General features: G+C 42.0%; 19 protein-coding genes and 1 riboswitch. Of the genes, 13 read left to right on the top strand and 6 right to left on the bottom strand.

The window, feature by feature from the left end; genetic code table 11:
* The first annotated feature begins 112 nt into the window (after nucleotides 1-112).
* The 4 genes from MHH23_RS19525 (at nucleotide 113) to MHH23_RS19510 (ending at nucleotide 5,387) form a co-directional block, all read left to right on the top strand.
* Nucleotides 113-1,030: a proline dehydrogenase family protein gene (locus MHH23_RS19525; RefSeq protein WP_024718963.1), complete on the top strand. Its 918-nt coding sequence runs from the start codon at nucleotides 113-115 to the stop codon at nucleotides 1,028-1,030.
* 23 nt (nucleotides 1,031-1,053) lie between these two features.
* Nucleotides 1,054-2,601, top strand: coding sequence for an L-glutamate gamma-semialdehyde dehydrogenase (pruA, locus tag MHH23_RS19520; protein ID WP_007498254.1), 1,548 nt, complete (start codon nucleotides 1,054-1,056; stop codon nucleotides 2,599-2,601).
* A gap of 125 nt (nucleotides 2,602-2,726) precedes the next feature.
* Entirely contained in the window at nucleotides 2,727-3,959 is a 1,233-nt protein-coding gene (locus MHH23_RS19515) for a PucR family transcriptional regulator (RefSeq protein ID WP_017358555.1), read from the top strand.
* Between the two features lie 129 nt (nucleotides 3,960-4,088).
* Entirely contained in the window at nucleotides 4,089-5,387 is a 1,299-nt protein-coding gene (locus MHH23_RS19510) for an arsenic transporter (RefSeq protein WP_008342056.1), read from the top strand.
* Nucleotides 5,388-5,614: 227 nt separating this feature from the next.
* Here MHH23_RS19510 and MHH23_RS19505 read toward each other — a convergent pair whose 3' ends face one another.
* Together MHH23_RS19505 and MHH23_RS19500 are read right to left on the bottom strand one after the other, a co-directional pair.
* Nucleotides 5,615-6,292, bottom strand: a complete 678-nt coding sequence (locus MHH23_RS19505; RefSeq protein WP_008347854.1) for an amino acid ABC transporter permease — start codon at nucleotides 6,290-6,292, stop codon at nucleotides 5,615-5,617.
* A gap of 12 nt (nucleotides 6,293-6,304) precedes the next feature.
* The gene (locus tag MHH23_RS19500) at nucleotides 6,305-7,120 is read right to left on the bottom strand and encodes a transporter substrate-binding domain-containing protein (RefSeq protein ID WP_370529221.1); all 816 of its coding nucleotides are present in this window, start codon (nucleotides 7,118-7,120) and stop codon (nucleotides 6,305-6,307) included.
* Between the two features lie 238 nt (nucleotides 7,121-7,358).
* Between MHH23_RS19500 and MHH23_RS19495 the strand changes: the two genes are divergently transcribed.
* Nucleotides 7,359-7,688 carry a YckD family protein gene (locus tag MHH23_RS19495; RefSeq protein WP_024718960.1) on the top strand — a complete coding sequence of 110 codons (330 nt, stop codon included), beginning with the start codon at nucleotides 7,359-7,361 and terminating at the stop codon, nucleotides 7,686-7,688.
* Between the two features lie 46 nt (nucleotides 7,689-7,734).
* Here the strand turns inward: MHH23_RS19495 and MHH23_RS19490 are convergent, their stop codons facing one another.
* On the bottom strand, nucleotides 7,735-8,499 hold the full coding sequence (locus MHH23_RS19490) for an MBL fold metallo-hydrolase (RefSeq protein WP_340960100.1): 765 nt from the start codon (nucleotides 8,497-8,499) through the stop codon (nucleotides 7,735-7,737).
* 115 nt (nucleotides 8,500-8,614) lie between these two features.
* Here MHH23_RS19490 and MHH23_RS19485 point away from each other — a divergent pair, with 115 nt between their 5' ends.
* Together MHH23_RS19485 and MHH23_RS19480 are read left to right on the top strand one after the other, a co-directional pair.
* Nucleotides 8,615-9,034: an Lrp/AsnC family transcriptional regulator gene (locus tag MHH23_RS19485; RefSeq protein ID WP_024718958.1), complete on the top strand. Its 420-nt coding sequence runs from the start codon at nucleotides 8,615-8,617 to the stop codon at nucleotides 9,032-9,034.
* Between the two features lie 24 nt (nucleotides 9,035-9,058).
* Nucleotides 9,059-9,865: an aminoglycoside N(3)-acetyltransferase gene (locus MHH23_RS19480; RefSeq protein WP_024718957.1), complete on the top strand. Its 807-nt coding sequence runs from the start codon at nucleotides 9,059-9,061 to the stop codon at nucleotides 9,863-9,865.
* Nucleotide 9,866: 1 nt separating this feature from the next.
* Here MHH23_RS19480 and comJ read toward each other — a convergent pair whose 3' ends face one another.
* The 3 genes from comJ to MHH23_RS19465 form a co-directional block, all read right to left on the bottom strand.
* Nucleotides 9,867-10,253, bottom strand: coding sequence for a competence protein ComJ (gene comJ, locus MHH23_RS19475; RefSeq protein WP_039166300.1), 387 nt, complete (start codon nucleotides 10,251-10,253; stop codon nucleotides 9,867-9,869).
* Between the two features lie 136 nt (nucleotides 10,254-10,389).
* On the bottom strand, nucleotides 10,390-12,087 hold the full coding sequence (locus tag MHH23_RS19470; RefSeq protein WP_340960099.1) for a methyl-accepting chemotaxis protein: 1,698 nt from the start codon (nucleotides 12,085-12,087) through the stop codon (nucleotides 10,390-10,392).
* 126 nt (nucleotides 12,088-12,213) lie between these two features.
* On the bottom strand, nucleotides 12,214-12,642 hold the full coding sequence (locus MHH23_RS19465; protein WP_007498233.1) for a NucA/NucB deoxyribonuclease domain-containing protein: 429 nt from the start codon (nucleotides 12,640-12,642) through the stop codon (nucleotides 12,214-12,216).
* 368 nt (nucleotides 12,643-13,010) lie between these two features.
* Between MHH23_RS19465 and MHH23_RS19460 the strand changes: the two genes are divergently transcribed.
* The 6 genes from MHH23_RS19460 to MHH23_RS19435 are packed head-to-tail and all read left to right on the top strand — an operon-like array spanning nucleotide 13,011 to nucleotide 20,902.
* Nucleotides 13,011-15,080: a hydantoinase/oxoprolinase family protein gene (locus MHH23_RS19460; RefSeq protein ID WP_160758265.1), complete on the top strand. Its 2,070-nt coding sequence runs from the start codon at nucleotides 13,011-13,013 to the stop codon at nucleotides 15,078-15,080.
* Nucleotides 15,070-17,055 (top strand): hydantoinase B/oxoprolinase family protein, encoded by a 1,986-nt coding sequence (locus tag MHH23_RS19455; protein WP_144668204.1) that lies wholly within the window; start codon nucleotides 15,070-15,072, stop codon nucleotides 17,053-17,055. Before MHH23_RS19460 ends, MHH23_RS19455 begins: the two co-directional genes overlap by 11 nt.
* Nucleotides 17,052-18,137 carry an ABC transporter substrate-binding protein gene (locus MHH23_RS19450; RefSeq protein WP_242731530.1) on the top strand — a complete coding sequence of 362 codons (1,086 nt, stop codon included), beginning with the start codon at nucleotides 17,052-17,054 and terminating at the stop codon, nucleotides 18,135-18,137. The genes MHH23_RS19455 and MHH23_RS19450 overlap by 4 nt, the downstream gene beginning before the upstream one ends.
* An 8-nt stretch (nucleotides 18,138-18,145) precedes the next feature.
* The gene (locus MHH23_RS19445; RefSeq protein WP_041091065.1) at nucleotides 18,146-19,237 is read left to right on the top strand and encodes an ABC transporter ATP-binding protein; all 1,092 of its coding nucleotides are present in this window, start codon (nucleotides 18,146-18,148) and stop codon (nucleotides 19,235-19,237) included.
* A complete protein-coding gene (locus tag MHH23_RS19440; RefSeq protein ID WP_008347830.1) occupies nucleotides 19,237-20,106 on the top strand; it encodes an ABC transporter permease in 870 nt (289 codons plus the stop codon). Before MHH23_RS19445 ends, MHH23_RS19440 begins: the two co-directional genes overlap by 1 nt.
* Entirely contained in the window at nucleotides 20,099-20,902 is an 804-nt protein-coding gene (locus MHH23_RS19435; RefSeq protein ID WP_008347828.1) for an ABC transporter permease, read from the top strand. Before MHH23_RS19440 ends, MHH23_RS19435 begins: the two co-directional genes overlap by 8 nt.
* A 368-nt stretch (nucleotides 20,903-21,270) precedes the next feature.
* Nucleotides 21,271-21,363, top strand: a riboswitch (cyclic di-GMP riboswitch).
* Nucleotides 21,364-21,405 lie beyond the last annotated feature (42 nt).

Raw genomic sequence — 21,405 nt, 5'->3', positions numbered from 1 at the left:
GTGATAAAACCACAAAAAAAGTCAGAATTTTTGTCATCTTCAAATATTGTAGCGGACAGCTCATGAGCCTTACAATAAAGACATAGCTTACAAAGAGTGGGAGGTGCCCTTTATGGAGTCGGTCACAAGAAATTTCTTCTTGTTTTTGTCAAAGAGCAGTCTCTTGAACCATATTGCTCGTAATTGGGGAAGTGCTGTTGCATCAAAGAAAATCATCGGTGGGAAGGATTTTGAGAGCGCTATCCCTGTCATCAAACGGTTAAACGATCAAGGTATGGCCGTAACGGTTGATCACCTCGGTGAGTTTGTCACAAAGGCAGAGATTGCAAATGAGCGGACGAATGAGTGTATTCAAACCATTCAGCGAATTGCAGAGGCGGGACTCAATTCCCATGTGTCACTTAAAATGACATCGCTTGGCTTAGATATTGACGATGATCTCGTGTATCGCAATATGAAAAGCATTTTAGATACGGCAGAGAAACACCGTATTATGGTGACAATTGATATGGAGGATGAACAGCGCTGTCAAAAAACGCTGGACATTTTTAAAGAAATGAAATCTCAATATGAGTATGTCAGTACGGTTTTGCAGGCGTATTTGTACAGAACAGAACAAGATCTTGATGACCTAAATGAGTTGCAGCCATTTTTAAGACTTGTAAAGGGTGCCTATAAGGAATCCGCCGAAGTGGCGTATCCAAACAAAAAAGACGTCGATCAGAATTACAAGAAGCTGATCGAAAAGCAATTACTCTCAGGGAACTATACAGCCATTGCGACACATGACGATCAAATGATCGAATTTACGAAACATATTGTGAAAAAACACAATATACAGACAAGTCAGTTCGAATTTCAAATGCTGTATGGCATGAGATCAGAAACGCAGCAAGCACTCGTGAAGGAAGGCTATCAAATGAGGGTCTACACCCCGTATGGACGAGAGTGGTATGGCTACTACATGAGACGTCTTGCAGAACGACCAGCAAACATTGCATTTGCTTTAAAAGGGATGACGAGAAAATAATTTGAAACGGGAGCGTGACAAAGATGACAACACCTTACAAGCATGAACCATTCACGGATTTTAGCCAGGAAGAAAATCGCCAAGCGTTTGAACAAGCATTAGCCAAAGTAACAGAATCACTTGGGCAAACCTATCCGCTTGTGATTAATGGAGAAAGAATCGAAACAACAGACAAGATTGTCTCGATCAATCCGGCGAAGAAGGAAGAAGTCGTGGGTACCGTATCAAAAGCTGGGAAAGAAGAGGCAGAGCAGGCGATTCAAGCTGCGGCAAAAGCGTTTGAAACATGGCGCTACACGTCTCCAGAAGAAAGAGCCGGCGTCTTATTCCGCGCTGCGGCAAGCATTCGCCGTAAAAAGCATGAGTATTCAGCCCTTCTCGTAAAAGAAGCAGGGAAGCCTTGGAATGAAGCGGATGCAGATACAGCAGAAGCCATTGACTTCCTAGAGTATTATGCCCGTCAAATGCTAGAGCTTGCGAAAGGCAAACCGGTGAACAGCCGCGAAGGGGAACGCAATCAATATGTGTACACACCAACTGGCGTGACGCTTGTCATTCCACCATGGAACTTCTTGTTTGCAATCATGGCAGGAACAACGGTTGCACCAATCGTCACAGGGAATACAGTTGTATTAAAGCCAGCAAGTGCGACGCCTGTCATTGCTGCCCGCTTTGTAGAAGAACTGGAGCAAGCAGGTCTTCCGAAAGGTGTTGTCAACTTCGTGCCAGGTAGCGGAGCAGAAGTTGGAGATTACTTAGTAGATCATCCAAAAACAAGCCTCATTACATTCACTGGATCAAGAGAAGTGGGCACACGTATTTTTGAACGTGCGGCAAAAGTACAGCCAGGACAACAGCATTTAAAGCGTGTCATTGCTGAAATGGGCGGTAAGGATACAGTCGTTGTAGATGAGGATGCAGATGTCGAATTAGCCGCTAACGCCATTTTCACATCAGCCTTCGGGTTCTCAGGTCAAAAATGTTCAGCTGGATCTCGTGCTGTCGTCCACGAGAAGCTGTATGACCAAGTCGTTGAGCGAGTGAAGGAAATCACAGAAACGAAAACAACAGCGAATCCGTTATCAGCTGATGTGTACATGGGACCTGTCATTGATCAAGCTTCCTTTGACAAGATCACGGAATATATCGAGATTGGCAAGCAAGAAGGTCGTCTAGTCACTGGCGGAACAAGTGATGATTCAGAAGGGTACTTCATTCATCCAACCGTGTTTGCAGATCTAGAGCCAACATCTCGTTTAATGCAAGAAGAAATCTTTGGACCTGTCCTAGCTTTCTCAAAAGTCTCAAGCTTTGATGAGGCGCTTGAAGTAGCCAACAACACAGAATACGGGTTAACCGGTGCGGTCATTACAAATAATCGTGATCACATCAACCGTGCGAAGCAGGAGTTCCATGTCGGGAACCTTTACTTTAACCGTAACTGTACGGGAGCGATTGTGGGATACCACCCATTTGGCGGCTTTAAAATGTCAGGAACTGATTCAAAAGCAGGCGGACCAGATTATCTTGCTCTGCACATGCAGGCCAAAACGATTAGCGAAATGTTTTAATATGGAAAAGCATGAACTCGTGCAGGCGAGTTCATGCTTTTTTTACCTGTCTACGACTTGTTTCTATACAAATATGACTGGAAAGAAGTATGATAAATGTATCACTTATTCAGGGAGCAATCGGGATGGAAGAGATATTAGAAAAGCTTCATACATTTTTTGATGTCGATAAATTAATTGCATTTATTAGTGGGTATTTAAAAAAACCAGTCATTTTAGAAAGTACTGAATGTCAGCTGCTTGCTTATAATTCTTACAGCATCCAGCAGTTCGACCCAGTCAATCAGCAAACCATTTTCTCAAAGGAATGTCCGGGAGCTGTGGTGGATTGGTTAAAAAAAACAGGGGTCATTGAGCAGCTATATACAGATTCAAATCCTTTTTATGTGAATGGTCATGAGGAGCTCGGGTTTAATCGACGAGTGGCTGTGAGCGCCAAACACAAACAAGAGGTTGTTGGCTTTATTTGGGTGCAGGACATTGAAGATTCTCTCTCTCAAGAGGAACTGCAATTTTTACACGAGGCATCGTTTCAAGTTGGAAAAGTTATTTATAAAAATAAGAAACAGTTGGAGAAAAAGGAAGGCAAGATTGAAGAGTTCTTCAAAAAGGTCATGGATGATCATTTTTATACAGAAGAAGAGCTGAAATGGGAAGCTGAGAATTTAAGCATTCCACTGCCAGCTGTCTTTACTGTGATGGTTGTTCATGCCGCCGATAACAAAAGTGAGACGGCAGAAGATGTGAAGGATGTGATTAGAACCTATTTACAGCTAGAAGACAAGGTCAATCACGTCTACTCTGTGCAAGCAGACATCGTCGTGATATTAGGCAGTTTGTCAGATCGCCACTCACCAAAAGCGACCGCTGCGGATGTCGTCGCCCATCTTCAATCGAAAACGCATACACACCCATCTCCTTTATATATTGGGATGGGAAGAGAATATCGAGATGTCATGAAAATGAGCACAAGTCGATTTGAAGCGATAGAAGTCGTGAAAGCAGTGAAGATTGTCGGCGGACAGGAATTGATTCCATACGATTACGAGCATTTGGGGGTCTTCCGGTTCTTAGACTCGATTTACAGTCACCAAAAAAAGAAAAACGACTTTAATCCAGATTTGTTGCGCCTAAAGGAAAAAGACCGTGACAGCCAAACATCATTTTTAAAAACCTTAGAGGTCTACTTATTGAATAATTGCAAGCTAAAACCAGCTGCAGAGCAGTTGTTTATTCATCAAAATACACTAAACTATCGAATGAAACAAATTTTTGAAATGACGTCTATTGATTTAAGTCATTTTAGCCAGCGATGTGAGTTATTTATTGAATTGATGCTGATGAAAAAAGATCAATAGGCGTGGACTCCGCAGGTGCAAAGGATGACCTGCGGATTTTTATGCGAGATCATAAAATGGCATACAATTGCCTTATTTCGTTGTATGATAGATAAAGATTTTATGAGGAAAGTGAAAGGAGGGCCACCTTTGGGATCAGTCACCTTGGCCATTTTAATTTTCATCATGACCCTCGTCCTTGTCATTTGGCAGCCAGGACGTTTAACCATTGGATGGTCAGCGTGCGGGGGAGCGATTCTTGCTCTTGCTTTTGGGGTCGTTCATTTGGGCGATGTATGGGAAGTTACCCAAATTGTCTGGAACGCCACCTTTGCATTTATTGGAATTATCATCATTTCATTGATTTTAGATGAGATTGGTTTTTTTGAATGGGCGGCACTTCATATGGCAAAAGCCGCAAGAGGGAACGGGGTCCGCATGTTTATTTATTTAACATTGCTCGGCGCTGTGGTAGCAGCTTTTTTTGCCAACGATGGAGCAGCACTTATCTTAACCCCGATCGTTTTATCTGTGGTCAGAGCGCTGAAGCTGGATGAGCGTATGATCCTGCCATTTGTCATGGCAAGCGGCTTTATTGCAGATACGACGTCTTTGCCATTTGTCATTAGTAACTTGGTCAATATCGTATCAGCCGATTATTTTCATATTGGCTTTCTTGAATATACAGCAAACATGTTCGTCCCAAACCTTGTATCGCTTGGCGCTAGTATGCTTGTGCTGTATGTGTTTTATCGGAAACTCATCCCGAAAACGTACGATGTTTCGCAGGCGAAGGAACCAGCTTCGGCCATTCGTGATCTGCGCATGTTCCGGTTATCTTGGTATGTGTTAGGGTGCTTGCTTGTTGGATATTTTGCTGGGGAATTGGCAGGCATTCCGGTGTCAATCATTGTAGGAGGCATTGCCATTGCTTTCTTATGGCTGGCGAAACGGAGTCCACAAGTAGCGACAAAACGAGTCGTCAAAGAAGCACCGTGGTCGATTGTGTTTTTCTCTATCGGCATGTATGTCGTGGTGTATGGGCTGAAAAATGTCGGCCTGACAGAAATTTTAGCGGCGTGGATTGAACAGGGGGCGTCACACGGTTTACTTGCGGGAACGATGTTTATGGGGGTTCTGGCAGCAGTGCTATCTTCTGTCATGAACAACCTCCCAACCGTTTTAATTGATGCGATTGCCATCGGTCACACAGATACAGCAGGTGTGATGAGAGATGCACTGATTTATGCCAACGTCATCGGCTCAAACCTTGGTCCGAAAATGACCCCAATCGGTTCATTGGCGACATTGCTGTGGCTTCATGTCTTGAAGAAAAAAGGTGTGCATATTTCTTGGGGAGCATACATGAAAGCTGGAATCATTCTAACCATACCAACGCTGATCATCACGTTATTGGGGTTGTATGTGTGGTTATGGTTGATACATTAAAAAGCAGATCCAATGGATCTGCTCAGCGTGAAGACAAACCCTCGCATTCGGTGTCAGTCCTGCGCGCTGGTGCTCACGAATGTCAAATTCGCTCTGCTCCAGTGCTCGTCCTTCCTAGACTGCAAAGGTTTTCTTTCACGCTGAAAAGGAAACAAAGGGCTAAAATCAAGTTCATTTTAGCCCTTTGTCAACAATCTAAGCAGATCCAATGGATCTGCTTTTTGTTGTTATAGATATTTTGCATAGCGTTTTTCCAAAAAGTCTTGGAGCAATGAGACCACACTGCATATGCCCCAGTAAATCAAGGCAACCAATATATACATGGTCATATAATCGAATTCTCGTCCACCCACAATTTTTGCTTGCTGGAAGAGTTCGGGCACAGTAATCATTGCCGCTAGTGAGGAAGCTTTGATTAAATCAAGCATGACGTTGGTCAGGGGCGGCAGTGCAATGCGCACGGATTGAGGCAAAATGACTCCGCGCATCGTTTGCCAATAGCTGAGACCAAGTGATTTGGCGGCTTCCACTTGACCACTTGGAACAGAGGAGAGAGCCGCCCGGTTTATTTCGGCAATGTATGCAGCACTATTGAAGCTGAATCCAATAATAGCAGCAGTGACAGCTGTAAATTCAATGCCGATGTAAGGGAATCCGAAATAAAGGATAAACAAAATGACCAGAATGGGAACCCCTCGCATGAATGAAATATACAGCCGTGCAGGCAGCCGAAGGAACCACGTATTTGCCATTCTAGCAAGGGCAATAAAAAAGCCTAGAATCGTACCAAAAAACATGCTCACAAAAGAAATGAGCAGCGTCAGCCAGATGCCTTTCATCACAAACGGAAATGACGCTTTTGCCAGTGCAGGATTAAAGATATATTCTAAATGAATATCTCCCACGTCTGCAGCTCCTTATTTAGAAATGTCGACATCTTCGACATCAACATCAATTTTCTTTGAGACGTCAGCATGATTAAAGAATTTCTCTGAAATCTTTTTCATGGTTCCATCTTTTTTCATCTCTTTTAATACACGATTTAATTCTTTTTGAAGCTCTGTATTGTCTTTTTTCATCACAAACCCTTGTTCATTCGGCATGTATTTTAAGTCTGGATGGATCGTAATATTTAGCTTAGGGAATGCAGCAAGCGCCAGTGTTTGTAAGTAATAGTCATTTAAAATGACATCTGTACGGCCGTTTGCGACATCCTTTAAATATTGCTCGTTTGTGGCATTATCATAAATGACTTCTTTTGCACCATACTTACGGGCAACATCCATATAAATGGTCGTTGCAGCACCTGCTGCTTTCTTTCCTTTTAAATCCTTTAGCGTTTTAATACCTGACAGATCATCTTTTCTAACGATAGCGGTTCCATAGGAGTATTTATAAGGTGTTGAAAAGGCGAACTTATCTTTCCTGTCATCTGTGATGTCGATATCGTTTGCAGCGGCATCCACCTGACCTGAATTAATGGCACTGAGCATACCGTCATAACCCATTTCTTTAAATTCTACTTTTACGTCAAGGCGCTTAAATGCTTCTTTGACGACTTCCACTTCATAGCCAGTCAATTGATCCTTGCCGTTCGATGTATCATGGTAAGACGTAGGATACAAGGTGCCTGAAGTAGCGACCACGATTTTCCCTTTCTTTTGAATCTGATCCCACTTTGATTCTCCAGACTGAGATGAGCCTGATTGATTGCAAGCAGACATGACAAGCATGAGAGCAGACACAACAAGCAGCACCCATATAGGTTTTCTATGATAAAAACGACTCATTTAAGAATCCTCCTCTATTTTTTATACAAAACAAAACATAGCACGCTTTTTCAGTTAGGACAACGTTTTCAGATGAAAAGCGAAAAAGTAAGAATATTATGTGCAATTTGATGCTGTGAATAATGTATAAAAAAGGAAAGAGTGTGCAAATTAAAATCGAATAAAGGAGGGAACGACAGAGATGAAAAAAACAAGTGGTTTGATCTTACTAACGATGGTGCTATTATTTGGTTTTCAGGTGAATACGGCTCATGGAGAAACACCCCAAATGGAAAAGCGCCCCGTCACGCATCAAGTAAAATTAACGACAGAGCAACAAAAACAAATTGAAGTACTTGAACAGCAAATTTTGTCTAAACGAAAAGAAGTGATCGAAAAATACGTTCAGTATGGTGTGTTAACGAAGGAACAAGGCACGCACATCACAAAACGAATGGATGAACATTACAATCACTTAAAAAATAACGGGTTTGTTCCATTACTAAAAAAACCACAGCACCATCGACCATAAGTTTAAGAAAACCGGCAGCAAGGGGCCGGTTTTTATTGTTTATGTGTTAAAAGGTCAGCGTCTCACCATCTTGAGGGACAAAAATGGCCTGATCTGCATGTTTCTCTTGAATGTAAGATGTTAATGCGGCTCTTGTTAATAAACAATGATTCACGGCTTCAAGGTGACAGGCGATGATTTGAGCTTGTGGTTGAGTATGGTGAATGTCTACAATCTCTTCTTTTGTCATCGTAATAGGGTCTCCCTCTAAAAATTGGGCAGCCCCACTATTGACCACAATAATATCTGGCTGGCATGTATTCACAACCTCTTTCGGCTCATCACACCAAATGGTATCTCCTGCAATATAAAGAGTAGGCTCATCAGGATGAGAGAAAACAAAACCGCTCACTTGTCCCATCCGTTTAGCGGTTTCTCCTGTCCCGTGCTGCCCGCCAGTTCGTTTCATATGAACACCGCAAACATCCATTTCATCTTCAATGCATGTAACATGCTGAAATCCAGCTTCTTTCACTATCGTGCGATCTTTCTCTGATTGAGTATAGATCGGCAAAGTTTGCGCTAACCTCTTTTTTGCCTCGTCGTCAAAGTGATCTACATGTAAATGAGTGAGCAGGACAGCATCCGGCTGTAATATCTTGTCCAAATCAATGTTTGCAGGCAGATCCACAATTGGATTGTTTACATGTTGATTGGCAGTATGTGGGAACGGTGGATAGGTTCCTTTTACTGCTAAAAAGGGATCGATTAAAAATGTTGACGGACCATATTGAAGGTATAAAGTAGCATTACGAATGAGTGTTATTTTCATTAGAAGGCCTCCTTTTTTTCTCATTAAGTTTACAGTATATTAAAAGAGCTTCATGTGACAGAGGATCATGAAAGTCTTTCAGCGGAACGACTTGATTTTTGAAAGAGGTGAGCCAATGCTAGACAAAACAGATATGGATATATTAAAAGAACTCTCAAAGAATAGCCGATTGACGATGAAAGCACTTGGTGAAAAAGTCCATTTAACTGGTCAAGCTGCTAAAAATAGAGTTTTAAAGCTTGAAGAAGAGGGGGTTATTGAAGCCTATACCATTTCAATTAACTGGCGGACACAGCAGAACATCCAAACATTTTTACAGCTCTTTACCCGAAGTCATGATCATGAACCGCTTTTATCGTTTCTCCATCAAAAGGAAGAAATCAAAAACCTGTTTAAAATAAGTGGAGAGGGCTGTTATATGGCTGAAGGACATTTCTCCAGTCATGATGAGCTTGATCAATTTTTAACGGAGCTAACAAAGCATGCAAATTATAAATTGTCTATCGCTGTGAAACGTCTCACTCATCAAGAATAGATGAGACGCAGGAGGAAATAACCGATGAAAAGATTAATTGAACATCAGGCTGAACCCATCACAAAGGAAAGAATCAAAGCGGATTTGGTTCAACTTGGTGTAAGGAAGGGCATGATCTTATGTGTCCACTCATCCTTGTCATCTATTGGCTGGGTGAATGGAGGAGCTATAGCCGTTATACAAGCTATGATGGATATTTTAACAGATGAAGGAACACTGATTATGCCGGCACAAACATTAGAGCTGTCGGATCCTGCTGATTGGATCAATCCGCCTGTTCCTTATTCTTGGTGGAAACCGATCAAAGACACGATGCCTGCATTTGATCCGGCTTACACAGCTCCAACAGCAATGGGAAAGGTAGCGGAGACCTTTTGGAAATACCCAGGCGTAGAAAGAAGCAATCATCCTCATTTCTCATTCACCGCCTGGGGGAAAAGGAAAGATGAAGTGTTGAAACACCATGCGCTTCCTTATGGTTTAGGAGAAAATTCACCTCTTGGACGTATGTACGATCTTGATGCAAAAGTGCTGCTAATTGGCACGTCATTCGAGAGTGTGACAGCTTTTCACTTAGCTGAATATCGAATCTCACAGCAAGACCTCATGACACGAGGGGCCCCCATTTTAGAGAATGGTTGGAGGGTGTGGAAAGAGTATCAAGATATCATCACAAGAGAAGAACTATTTGAACAGATTGGTCGTGATTTCTTACAATCAGGATGTAGTTATAACCACAGTCAAATCGGGCTAGCCAATTCGTATTTATTGCCGATGAGAGAATCGGTCGATTTTGCGGAAAAATGGCTTGAACAGTACGACCAGGCGTGATCTAAGCAGTCTGAAAATCAAAATAATAGAGATCTTGATCAGGGTGCTCAGATATATAGCAGGTGAGCTGATAGTCTCCTTTTGGAATGGAGAAAGACAGTACCTGTGCCATGACGCTTGTCAGATAAACATGATCACTTGAATGAGTAAATGGCACTGTGATGACTCTATCAACGGATGATGGAGGCTCATGGCTGTTTAATGTCACGATAATAGAAGCTTTTCCGTTATTGATGCCTTCAAAAGAAATACCTCGATCCCCAGTTGCGAATCCTTGAAGAATATCGTCATCTGTCCAATCAATCACAGGTGGCGTCGTGCTTCCAGTGTATACGGTGATTTGGTGATAGGAGATAGATAGGGGATACGTTTGATTTAAATCATTCATATAGATAACTCCTTTATTCATAAGATTTGTCCAGCTGGCGATCATGTTGAAAAGTGAATGTTTGAAAGTAAGATTATTGAAGAGAATGTTAGGCAGCAAGACGATTGTCGCCGTCTTGCGCTACTGTTTGAGGGATCTAGATGTGAAATTGCGAAACCATTTCTTTTAGGTCTCCTGCTAAATGGGCAAGAGCCTCTGATGAAGCTGTTACTTCTTCCATTGCTGCAAATTGTTCTTCTGTTAAACCTGCTACTTGTTGTGAATGTTCACTCGTCAGTTTAACGCCTTCTGTGATAGAGGCAAAGGTTTGCTTCGCATCATTTGTATAAGCTGCGATTTTTTGGGATGCATCTGATAAATGTTTAATGCCTTCTGCCATTTCCTTCATTGACTGCTGAATGTCAATAAATGAATCCTCTGTATGAGAAATAAGAACAGCCCCTTGAGCCGCTTCCTCTCGTACTCGTTTAATGGCACTCGTCGAATGATTCATCTCTTTTTGTATTTCGGAAATGAGATGTGAAATCATGTTGGATGATGTTTGCGATTCTTCTGCGAGCTTCCTCACTTCGTCTGCCACAACGGCAAAACCTTTTCCATGTTCACCTGCGCGTGCTGCCTCAATGGCCGCATTAAGAGCAAGTAGATTTGTTTGGTTAGCGATATCTGTAATCACTTTGGAAATTTGATCAATCTCGGCTGAACGTGTTTCTAGCGCTTGAATTGCTGTGCCGTTCTCTTCAATTGATTTTGCAATAGATGTCATTTGTGAATTGACTTCACCGATATTTTGTACACCTTTTTGGGCCATTTCTTGTGCGGACTGGCTTCTTGTTGCCATTTGTCCCGCATTTTCAGTGATGTTTACCAGCTCGTTAGATACTTGTCTCATCGTGTGCTCACTAGCTGTCATTTGGGACGATTGCTGTTCAGACGATTGAGCGACTTCTTGAATGGTATGGGTAATTTTTTCTGATGCTGCACTCGTTTCTTCTGCGCTAGCTGACAGCTCCTCAGAAGAGGTGGCTACTAATTCAGATGTTTTGATCACATTTAAAATGGTTTGATTTAATTTCTCACGCATCTTATTAAAGTGACCTGCCAGCTCAGAAAGTTCATCGCCTGTGTGATCTGTCACGTTGATGGTTAAATTTCCTTCGCCTGCACTCTTAATAGCAGATGCCATATGTTTGAGACGTGTCTGAATCCGCTTTGTGAAAATAGAAATAATGATAACAGAAACAATTAAACTTAACAGTAAAACCGTGACAAATTGAATAAAGAAAGACTGAAGCATTTGTGAAATCATGCTTTGATTTGCACCGGTATAGAAAATACCAATCGTTTCCCCTGTATCATTTTTGATGGGCATATAAGCCGTTTGGTAGTCTTTACCCGCAACATTGGCTGTTCCGTAATAATTTTCGCCTTTATCCAAAACAGCGGTCTTTACTTCAGGTGAGACTTCGGTTCCTACAGCTCGTTTCCCGTTTAACATGACATTTGTGGCAACGCGGGTATTTCCTTGGAAGATCGTGATTGTATCACCAGTATATTCGGCTAATTGATCAACCAATGTGTCATGGTTATTGATTTGAGTATTTCCTTTGTAAAGCTTGCCATCTTTTATCTGCCACGAGCCAGCAACCTTTTCAGTTAGGTAAGCGTATCCTAGCTTTAGATCGCCTTTTGCTTTTTCGGTGGCCATTTGCTTAATGTTCTCTGTCATTTCGCGGTTCACTACATAACCAACCACTGCTGAAAATACGATGAGGACACTTAAAAAGATCAGCATTATTTTGGCGCCAAGCCTCAGTTTTCCTTTTTTCTTCATGCTTTTTACTCCTTTAGGTATAAGGTAGGGTATCCCTCCTTAAAGATTATCGGCATGAAAAAAATGTTTGATATACGTGAATGCACTTACACAGAAATTTTTGTTATGAAAAAAGGAAAGATCGTGCTACTCGATAATAAATTGGATTCTTGTGCCATCAGGATCATCTGATAATTGATGACTTACCCAAGAGCCTGCACCCCTATTATCCGAAGGACGTACATATTTGACAGAAGCCCCTGCTCCACCTTCTTTACACATCGCCATTGGCCATTCATCACGATCATAACCACGCTTTGTTGGAATGCCATGAAGTGATTTGTCTCTTTGCTCATCACTATTTTTTCGATCAATGGTGCAAATGGAAGAATGACCTTCGTCAATAGCTTCTTCTATGTGCTTCGCAGTTTCTGGATAACGATCTGATGGAAAGTGAATGGTTTTGTCATAAGAAGAGTTTGTCGTCTCTTGTTTATGTTGCCCTAGTTGGACATAGCCTGTCGCTATACCAATGACAATCAATAAAAGCAAGAGAATGGTTTTAAGAAGTTTCATAGATGCTAGCTCTCTTTCTCTTTAGCGTATTTTGTAAACAGAAGTATAGCAGAATTACTTACCAATTTCTCCTCGTTTTGAAAAAACGTCTTTTAAAGTTCGAAAAACGTTTTTTACCTGTTTATGCTCTTTTCCTATTTGAACAAAAATCACAAAAATTTTAATTTTGCTGCTCATATTACAATTCTGCTTATGTAAAATGGCTTTATCACAGGTTTTTAGGCTAATTTCAAGATTTTAACACACAGAAATTTCAAAAAAATAAAATTGACTAGACCGATATGCTTTAATAATATGGAGTCAAATATCAAAAAATGTCGTAATTTATCAAAATATGATTCCATTTACATGACAGGAGGGAAGTACAAATGGCGGATGTCTCTTATCGGCTCGGAATAGACATAGGTGGAACATTTACTGATTTATCGCTGATGAATGAAGCAACAGGGGAGCTGACTGAACTCAAGACACCTACAGTGACAGATGACCCAGCTCAAGGAATTATCAATGGGCTAAAACTTCTAAAAGAAAGAGGTGTCGATTTATCCAAAATCCAATATCTCGTACACGGCATGACAATCGGTCTTAATACATTATTGCAGAGAAAGGGAGCAGATTTAGCCCTTTTTGTAACGGAAGGTTTTCAAGACATTTTGTCATTACAGCGTTTACGTCTACCCATTCCTTATGACTTCAATTCTCAATTGCCAGAACCATTGATACCACGAAAACATGTATATCCAATCTCTGAAAGGCTCATACACGATGGTTCGATCAAAAAACCTCTCCAACTGCAGCAACTAGATGATGCTGTCCAGCAGGTCATCTCTAAAAAACTAGCAGGCATTGTCATTTCTTTTTTACATAGCTATCAAAATCCAGTTCATGAATTACAGGCAAAAGCCTATATTCATCATCATTACCCACAGTTAGAAGTCCTGACATCATCAGAATTATGGCCACAAATGAGAGAATATGAGCGGACAGTGATGTCTGTTGTCAATTTGTACATTCAACCAAAGGTGAAACAATATTTACAAACGTTGAAAAACCGCTTGAAAGAAGAAGGTGTACCAATTTCTCCATACATTACCCAATCAAATGGTGGTTTAATGGATGCAGAAAGCGCAGCCACTTCACCCGTTAAAACACTTTTTTCTGGCCCGGCAGCTGGAGTAATTGGTGCGGCAAGAATTGCAACATCTGCAAATGAACCCAATTTAATTACGTTTGATGTTGGTGGCACAAGTGCAGATATCTCGATCATTCAAAATGGGCAGCCTACAATGGCTCAGTCGAATCAGCTTTCAGGATTTCCGATCATTCTTCCATCTGTTGCAATGTATTCGATAGGGGCTGGCGGAGGTTCTGTTGCATGGCTTGATCAAGGCGGGCTTCTTAAAGCAGGACCGGAATCAGTTGGCTCGCAGCCTGGGCCTGCTTCGTATGGAAAGGGAAAAAAAGCTGCTTTAACCGATGCATTTCTCATATGCGGTTACCTCAATCAAGAACGGTTTGCCGGAGGACATTTACAATTGCAGCGGTCTGCAGCGGAAATAGCCTTTCAGCCAATTGCTGATCAGCTTCATAAAACGGTCGAACAGGCGGCTGACCAGTTGATTCAAGTGGCTGTTGCCAATATGTACACAGAACTAAGCAATGTCATGGAGCAGCAAGGGTTTGATCCTAGAGATTTTAGTTTGCTAGCATTTGGCGGGGCAGGGCCTGTTGTCGCGAATTTCCTTGCGAGAGAAATTCATGCGAAAAATGTGGTCGTCCCTCCAAGTCCAGGGACATTATGTGCGCTAGGTGCACTTACAGCCGATTTTATCCATGATGCTGTGTTGTCTAAGAAAATATGCTTACAAGACTATACGATGGACGAATTAAAACAAGATTATGAAATGCTTTCTCGCAAAGCAACGGATTGGTTCAGCCAGCAAAACATTCAACATATCAAACAAACGTCCATTTTGTTATTAGCAGATGCCCGCTATCAAGGACAGGCATTTGAGATTGAATTGCCATTATCGGTGGATTGGCTAAAGCAGGAACAAGACGTCTATCATCTGATTGAAGCTTTCCACAGCCTGCATGAGCGTCAATATGGCCATAGAGATGATCAGGCGAACATTGAATTTACTCATTTGCGAGTTCGGGTTATAGGTGAAACGCCTCCACTGCCTTTCTCTTCTGTTGATGAAAGCAGCGGACAGCCTTTAATACCACAATCATACAGACGAATCTTTATAGAAGAAAAAGAGTACGAAGCATCTGTTTACAATCGGAGTACTTTGTCATTAGGTGCTGTTGTGAATGGACCTGCCATCATTGAGCAAGATGATACGACAACATTGATTCTGCCAAACTGGGCAGGCAGCATAGACCATTCAGGAAACTTGGTGATTTCAAGGGAGGCGGCTTTACATGGGAACTGATCCAGCAAAGCTTGAGATGATGAGGAGTTATTTTAATGCGATTGCATCAGGCATGGGACATGTCATTGAGCGGACATCCTTTACAACATTCGTAAAAGAATCGGCGGATTTTGCCACAGCATTAGCCACGCCTTCTGGAGATTTCTTTGTTTACCCAAAAACAGTCGGTGTCACGATCTTTTTAGGGCTGAGTCTCAGAAAAGCGATTGAAGAAAGCGGACCGATGCAGCCGGGTGACATTATCATCACAAATGATCCTTATACGACAGACGGTTTAGCGACTCATTTGCCAGATGTCCATATCATCAAACCCATTTTTATAGAAGATGAAATTGTCAGCTATGCCTGGTCTTTTGTTCATGTAAGTGATGTGGGAGGTCTTGTCCCTTCAAGCATTTCTCCAACTGCCACGGATGTTCATCAAGAAGGATTAAGAATTCCGCCAGTGAAAATCTATGAAGGTGGAAAAGAGAATCAGGTTGTTCGTACCTTTTTAAGAGCTAATAGCCGGGCGAGTCATTTAAATGATGGCGATATTAATGCGATGATTGCCGCTGTTAATACAGCAGAAATCAGACTAAAAGAAATGATCGAGAAATTTGGAAAAAACGAAGTGAAGCAAGGAATGATTGATCTGCTGAAGCAAGCAGAGGATCGCGCCGGAAAAGTAATTGAAGCCATCCCTGATGGAACGAGTGAATTCGCTGATTACTTGGATGATGATATGATTTCGGACGTGCCGATCCGATTAAAGATCAAGCTGACGGTCAAAGGGAAACAGCTGACACTGGACTTCTCTGAGTGTGATCCGCAAGTTAAGACAGCTTTTAATCTTGTCACCAATGGTCAAAAGCACTCCTTCTTATATCAAGGATTGATTAATTACATCATTAGTAAAGATCCTTTTATTCCGATTAATGGTGGGATTACGTATCCGATAGACGTGATTTCACCTAAAGGAACGCTTGTCCATCCAGAATATCCGGCTTCTGTCGGTATTCGGCATTCCATTACAATGAGACTGTATAATGTCGTGCTAGGTGCTATTGGTAAGCTGTTGCCTGAAGCAGTGCCAGCGGCAGGTGCAGGTCAATCCGCTATCGTCGTTCTCTCTGTTCCTGATGATCAAACAGGAGGCAGAAAAATGTCTGTGGTTGAACCGTTAGGCGGAGGCGGCGGTGCTCAAAAAGGGACTGATGGAGTCGATGGAATTGATCATTCGTCAGGATTTTTAAAAAATACACCTATCGAGAGCTTGGAACAGCATATTGATATTCATGTACACCGATATGAACTGTTGCCGAACACAGGTGGAGCAGGGGAACATAGAGGGGGACATGCGATTGGTTTAGAATTTGAAATGATCAAGCCAGAATCGATGGTGACGGCACGAGGAATGGAACGAATGAAGTTTCAACCTTGGGGGTTAATGGGTGGCCGAGCAGGAGCAATTGGTGAGGTGAAATTGACCAAACCAAATGGGGAGACACAAAACCAGCCGAAAATTGATGTTATGCGTCTTGAAAAAGGCGATATTGTTCAATTGGTTTCACCAAGTGGGGGAGGATGGGGGAATCCATTTGCTAGAAAGAAAGAAAAAGTCCTTCATGAAGTGGAAGCAGGGCTATTAAGTGAAGAAAGAGCACTGCAGCAATATGGCGTCAAAGTCTATCGAGACCATAATGAATGGAAAATTGATGACGAACAGACGAGCAGGCTTCGTGAAAAGATGAATGATGCTGATGCTGTCGCTTGGGATTTTGGAGAGCAAAGAGCAGCTTATGAGAAAGTGTGGACGGACGAAGCCAGCAGTGAGCTTGCTGTGCAGCTTCGTTCATACCCAGCAAATGAGCGTACGCACTATAAACATGCGGTTCATTCTCATTTTGGTCATAGACAGGAACCGTTAACAAAGATGGATATTATTCAAGCACTTCATCACTTGAATCAACAAAAAGGGGGAAATGAATCATGAAAAGAAGAGTAATCGCCATATTTGCAGGTATCCTATCCGTCATGTTACTGCTGTCTGCATGCGGTGGAAATGGGCAGGACCAAAGTAAACAGCAGCAGACTGTGATCGTTGGTGTCTACGGAGGGGATTGGGAAAAGAATATTAAGCCAATCCTCGAAAAGTTTGAAAAGGATACAGGCATTAAAGTACAAACGGTCTCTGGGGCAGATTCTGAATGGTTTACAAAATTAAAAGCATCTAATGGTAAAAATCCACCGTATGATTTGCTTATTTTACAGCCTGATACGATTCAAAGAGGTATTGCGGCAAACGTTCTTGCGCCTATTGATGAAGATCAAGCACCAAATGTGAAAAAGCTTTATCGTTCTGTTCAAAAGAAACTCACTGTTGATGGAAAACAATATGCAGCAGGCTTTAGTATGGGACAGCTTGGAATTGCTTATAGAAAAGATCTTGTCAAACAGGAGCCAAACAGCTGGACAGATTTATGGAGCGATCAGCTGAAAGGGAAAGTGGCGATTTCTTCCCCAACTTATTCAGCGGGCTTGCAATTTTTCTCTGCACTTGTCCATGCTCAAGGAGGGACAGAATCAAATCCTAAGGATATTGATAAAGCATTTAAAAGCCTCGCACAATTAAAAGGGCGTGTAGCTGCTTTTCCTGATAACCCAGGGTCTATTCAAACGCTGTTAGAACGTGGTGACGTGACGGCAGTTCCATATTGGGATGGCCGATCATTTGCACTTGAAGAAGAAGGGATGGATATTGGATTCTCATATCCGAAAGAAGGCGCTGTGGCAGCAGTTGCGAGCTGGGCGTTAACAAAGGGAAGTCAGCATGAGGAAGCGGCTTATAAGCTATTAAACTACCTTAGCGGGAAAGAAGCTCAAGAAGCCTTCTCAGAAAAATCTTACTATGGCATGTCGAATTCTGATGTGAAATACGGAGACAAAATTAAAGGGAAAGTGAAAGTTGGCGAAAATTATTATAGCAAGCTGACTTGGGTAGATTACGAAACAGCGACTTCAGAGCTCGGTCAATGGACAAATCGATGGAATGAAGTATTAGGCGGAGGAAAATAGGTGATCGCATGAGTGGAATCAATTTAGAACATATCAGCCAGCATTTCGGCGAACAAATTGCTCTTGATGATGTCAGTCTTACGGTAAAAGAGGGAGAGTTCTTCTCCCTTCTTGGCCCTAGTGGCTGCGGAAAATCAACTTTACTCAATATCATTGGCGGCTTTTTAGAACCGACAAAAGGAGTCGTCTATATTGGTGATCAGGATGTGACGACTTTACCTCCTTATCAAAGGAAAACGGGGATGGTCTTTCAAAGTTATGCACTTTTCCCACATCTCACCGTATTTGATAATGTTGCATATGGGTTGAAGGTTCAAAAGAAAAAGAAGGCGGAAATCAAGCAAAAGGTGATGGAGAGCTTGTCTCTTGTGCAATTAGAGTCATTTGCCAAACGTATGCCGCACCAATTAAGTGGTGGTCAGCAGCAACGGGTCGCAATTGCACGGGCACTTGCTATCCAGCCGGCTGTTCTCCTTCTGGATGAACCACTCAGTAACCTAGATGCAAAGCTAAGAAAAAATATGCAGACGGAGCTGCGAAATATTCAACGGAATGTCGGAATTACGACTATTCTTGTGACGCATGATCAGGAGGAAGCCTTAAGTCTTTCCGACCGAATTGGGATATTAGGTGAGGGGAAAATTCAGCAGATTGGGACACCTTTAGAAGTATATCGTCAGCCAAATAATCGTTTTGTTGCTGAATTTATCGGACAGGTCAATCTATTTGAAGCGGAGTATGATGAAGTTACTTCCACATACACTGTTCCACATTTCACTCAATCAAACGGGAAGCAAGTTCAGCTAAAAGCTGCCGCATTTAAAGAGAAGAGCGAGAAGCATTTACTCATGCTGCGTCCTGAGAGAATCAAGTTATCTTCTGGCGGGGAGGAAGTTCAGCCAAATCATGTCACAGGAATGTTGGCAGATGTCAGTTATATTGGGCACTCTTTACGTTTGGTCGTTGGGCTTGATCAAGGTGAAATCATTGTCCATGCATCAGACGCAGCATTTCCCGAGCTGCCTCGAGTTGGAGAAACTGTGCATATTCATTGGCAGCCTGAAGATATTGTTTTCTTAGATTCGAAGGTGCATGCGTGATGCGAATCAAAAAAAAGAATCAGCGCTTTCATTGGTTTATGCTGCTGCCAGCTTGTTTGTTTCTAGTTGTATTCCTTCTTGCTCCGCTTGTGATGATGTTTGTCCTCAGTTTTCGTGATGTGGATTCGATGATGAATACGTTACAATCCTATAGTTTGTCTCAATATTTACATGTATTTACGACAGATGCATATGTGAAAGCAATTGGAAGTACTGTGTGGGTGGCCTTACAGACAACGGTGATTTGTTTATTGATGGCATATCCTGCAGCTTATGTGCTAGTGAAAGCACCTCATCCAAGATTGCGGGCTTTTTTCTATATCTTACTTGTATCGCCGCTTTTGACGAGTGTCGTCATTCGGACATTTGCATGGATCGTTCTTCTTTCGCAAAATGGCTTGATCAATGGCATGCTGATCGATTTACATCTGATTGAGAAACCGCTATCGATGCTGTGGAATATGAATGCGGTCATTATTGCTTATGTTCAAGTGATGCTGCCTTTTGCAGTGCTGCCTATTGCAACGAGCTTAACTGATATGGACCGTCACTTAAGACCGGCTTCTATGAGTCTTGGTGCTGGGCGTATACGGACATTTTTTCATGTGACCTTGCCGCTTACGATTCCAGGCATGATCACCGGAGCAATTATTGTCTTCTCACTTGCAGCAGGAAGTTATATTACTCCTCTGCTAGTCGGCGGACGGATGCAGCCGCTCTTGCCACTGTCCATTTATCAGCAGGTCATGCAGGTGTATAATTTGCCTCTTGCCGCTGCGATGTCTTTTACTTTATTGATTTGTGTGCTAGCGGTCGTCAGTCTATTAAGCTATCTATTGAAGCGTTGGGAGGCGAGGATGCATGCGTAAAAAATCAATAAGTGACCGTTTGCTTTCGGTTCTGATATGGACCGCAGGCTCACTCGTTTATCTCTTTTTAACCGTACCTGTTCTTGTCATTGTTCTTTCTGCTTTTAGCCCGAATGCCTTTCCTGAATTCCCGCCGACTTCATTTTCCGTTCGTTGGTTTCATGAGGTCGTGTCGAATCCAGAATGGATGGAATCTTTGCGTATCAGCGTGATTCTGTTATTGATTGTGACGCCGCTTACTGTTCTTTTAGGAACGATGGCTTCTTATGCTTTAGCAAGGCTTTCTTTTAAGGGAAAGGAAGCTGTTCAAGCCTTTATTTTGTCACCTCTTATGATTCCTCAGGTGGTATTAGGGATTGCGATGCTGTATTTGTTTACGGCTATGGGTTTTACAGGGTCTTTGTGGGCATTAGTCATTGGGCATGTCATCATTGGTTTTCCTTATGTGGTACGAACCGTGGGTGTCAGTGTTTCAAATCTTGATCCGCGTCTTGAGCTAGCTTCCATGAATCTTGGTGCAGGGCCCATACGTACTTTCTTTCGTGTGACACTGCCCTTGATCAAGCCGGGCATTATCGCAGGTGGAGTGTTTTCTGCTGTGACATCATTTGGTGAAATCTCGATTAGTTTGTTCGTTTCTTCACCTCAAACCATTACGATTCCCGTGAGGACGTTTAATTACATTGAGCAAACTTTTGATCCGAGTGTCAATGCGATATCTGTCATATTTATTATCATTTCTATCATTGCGTTGCTCATTATTGAGAAAACGATTGGTCTGTCTAAGGTGATGTAAATATAATGAAGAAACAAGGAGCTGTCATTTGAAATGACAGCTCTTTTTGTATTGTTTTTTATGGTAAAAATATTCAAAGTTTTAGGGAATATAGTTCTTAAGATTTAAGAAAATGCGAGGCGTGATAGGAGACCTCTCTCCTACATTTTCGGTCATATTTGCAAAATTTAAGGAAAAACATGAAATTTTTGCGGTAATTGGTCATTTATTTTCGGTGGAACGCAACTATTATTAGTTATTTTCGGTAAATATCGTAAATTATGATGTGATCCCTTCGGCATAACGCATGAATCTTTACACCCATTTTTCGGTGAAAAAAACAATAATTTCATATAAAGTGGACGTAAATAGAAAATATCTAAAAGAAAAGAAGAAAAAGGCAAATCTATGGAAACATAGAGACGCAAAGCCATGTCCTAAGGTAAAAGTTTCTTTTTTACTATGGTCGGCAGGTTACCGAATCAAAATGGGAGTCCCTCCGTTTTATTCGGGGTGGGCTCCTT

This window comes from Bacillus sp. FSL K6-3458, from assembly GCF_038005045.1.
Classification (GTDB): Bacteria; Bacillota; Bacilli; order Bacillales; family Bacillaceae; genus Bacillus; species Bacillus altitudinis.
Note: the sequence above shows the minus strand (reverse complement) of the source record. Positions and strands in the feature narration are given on the sequence as shown.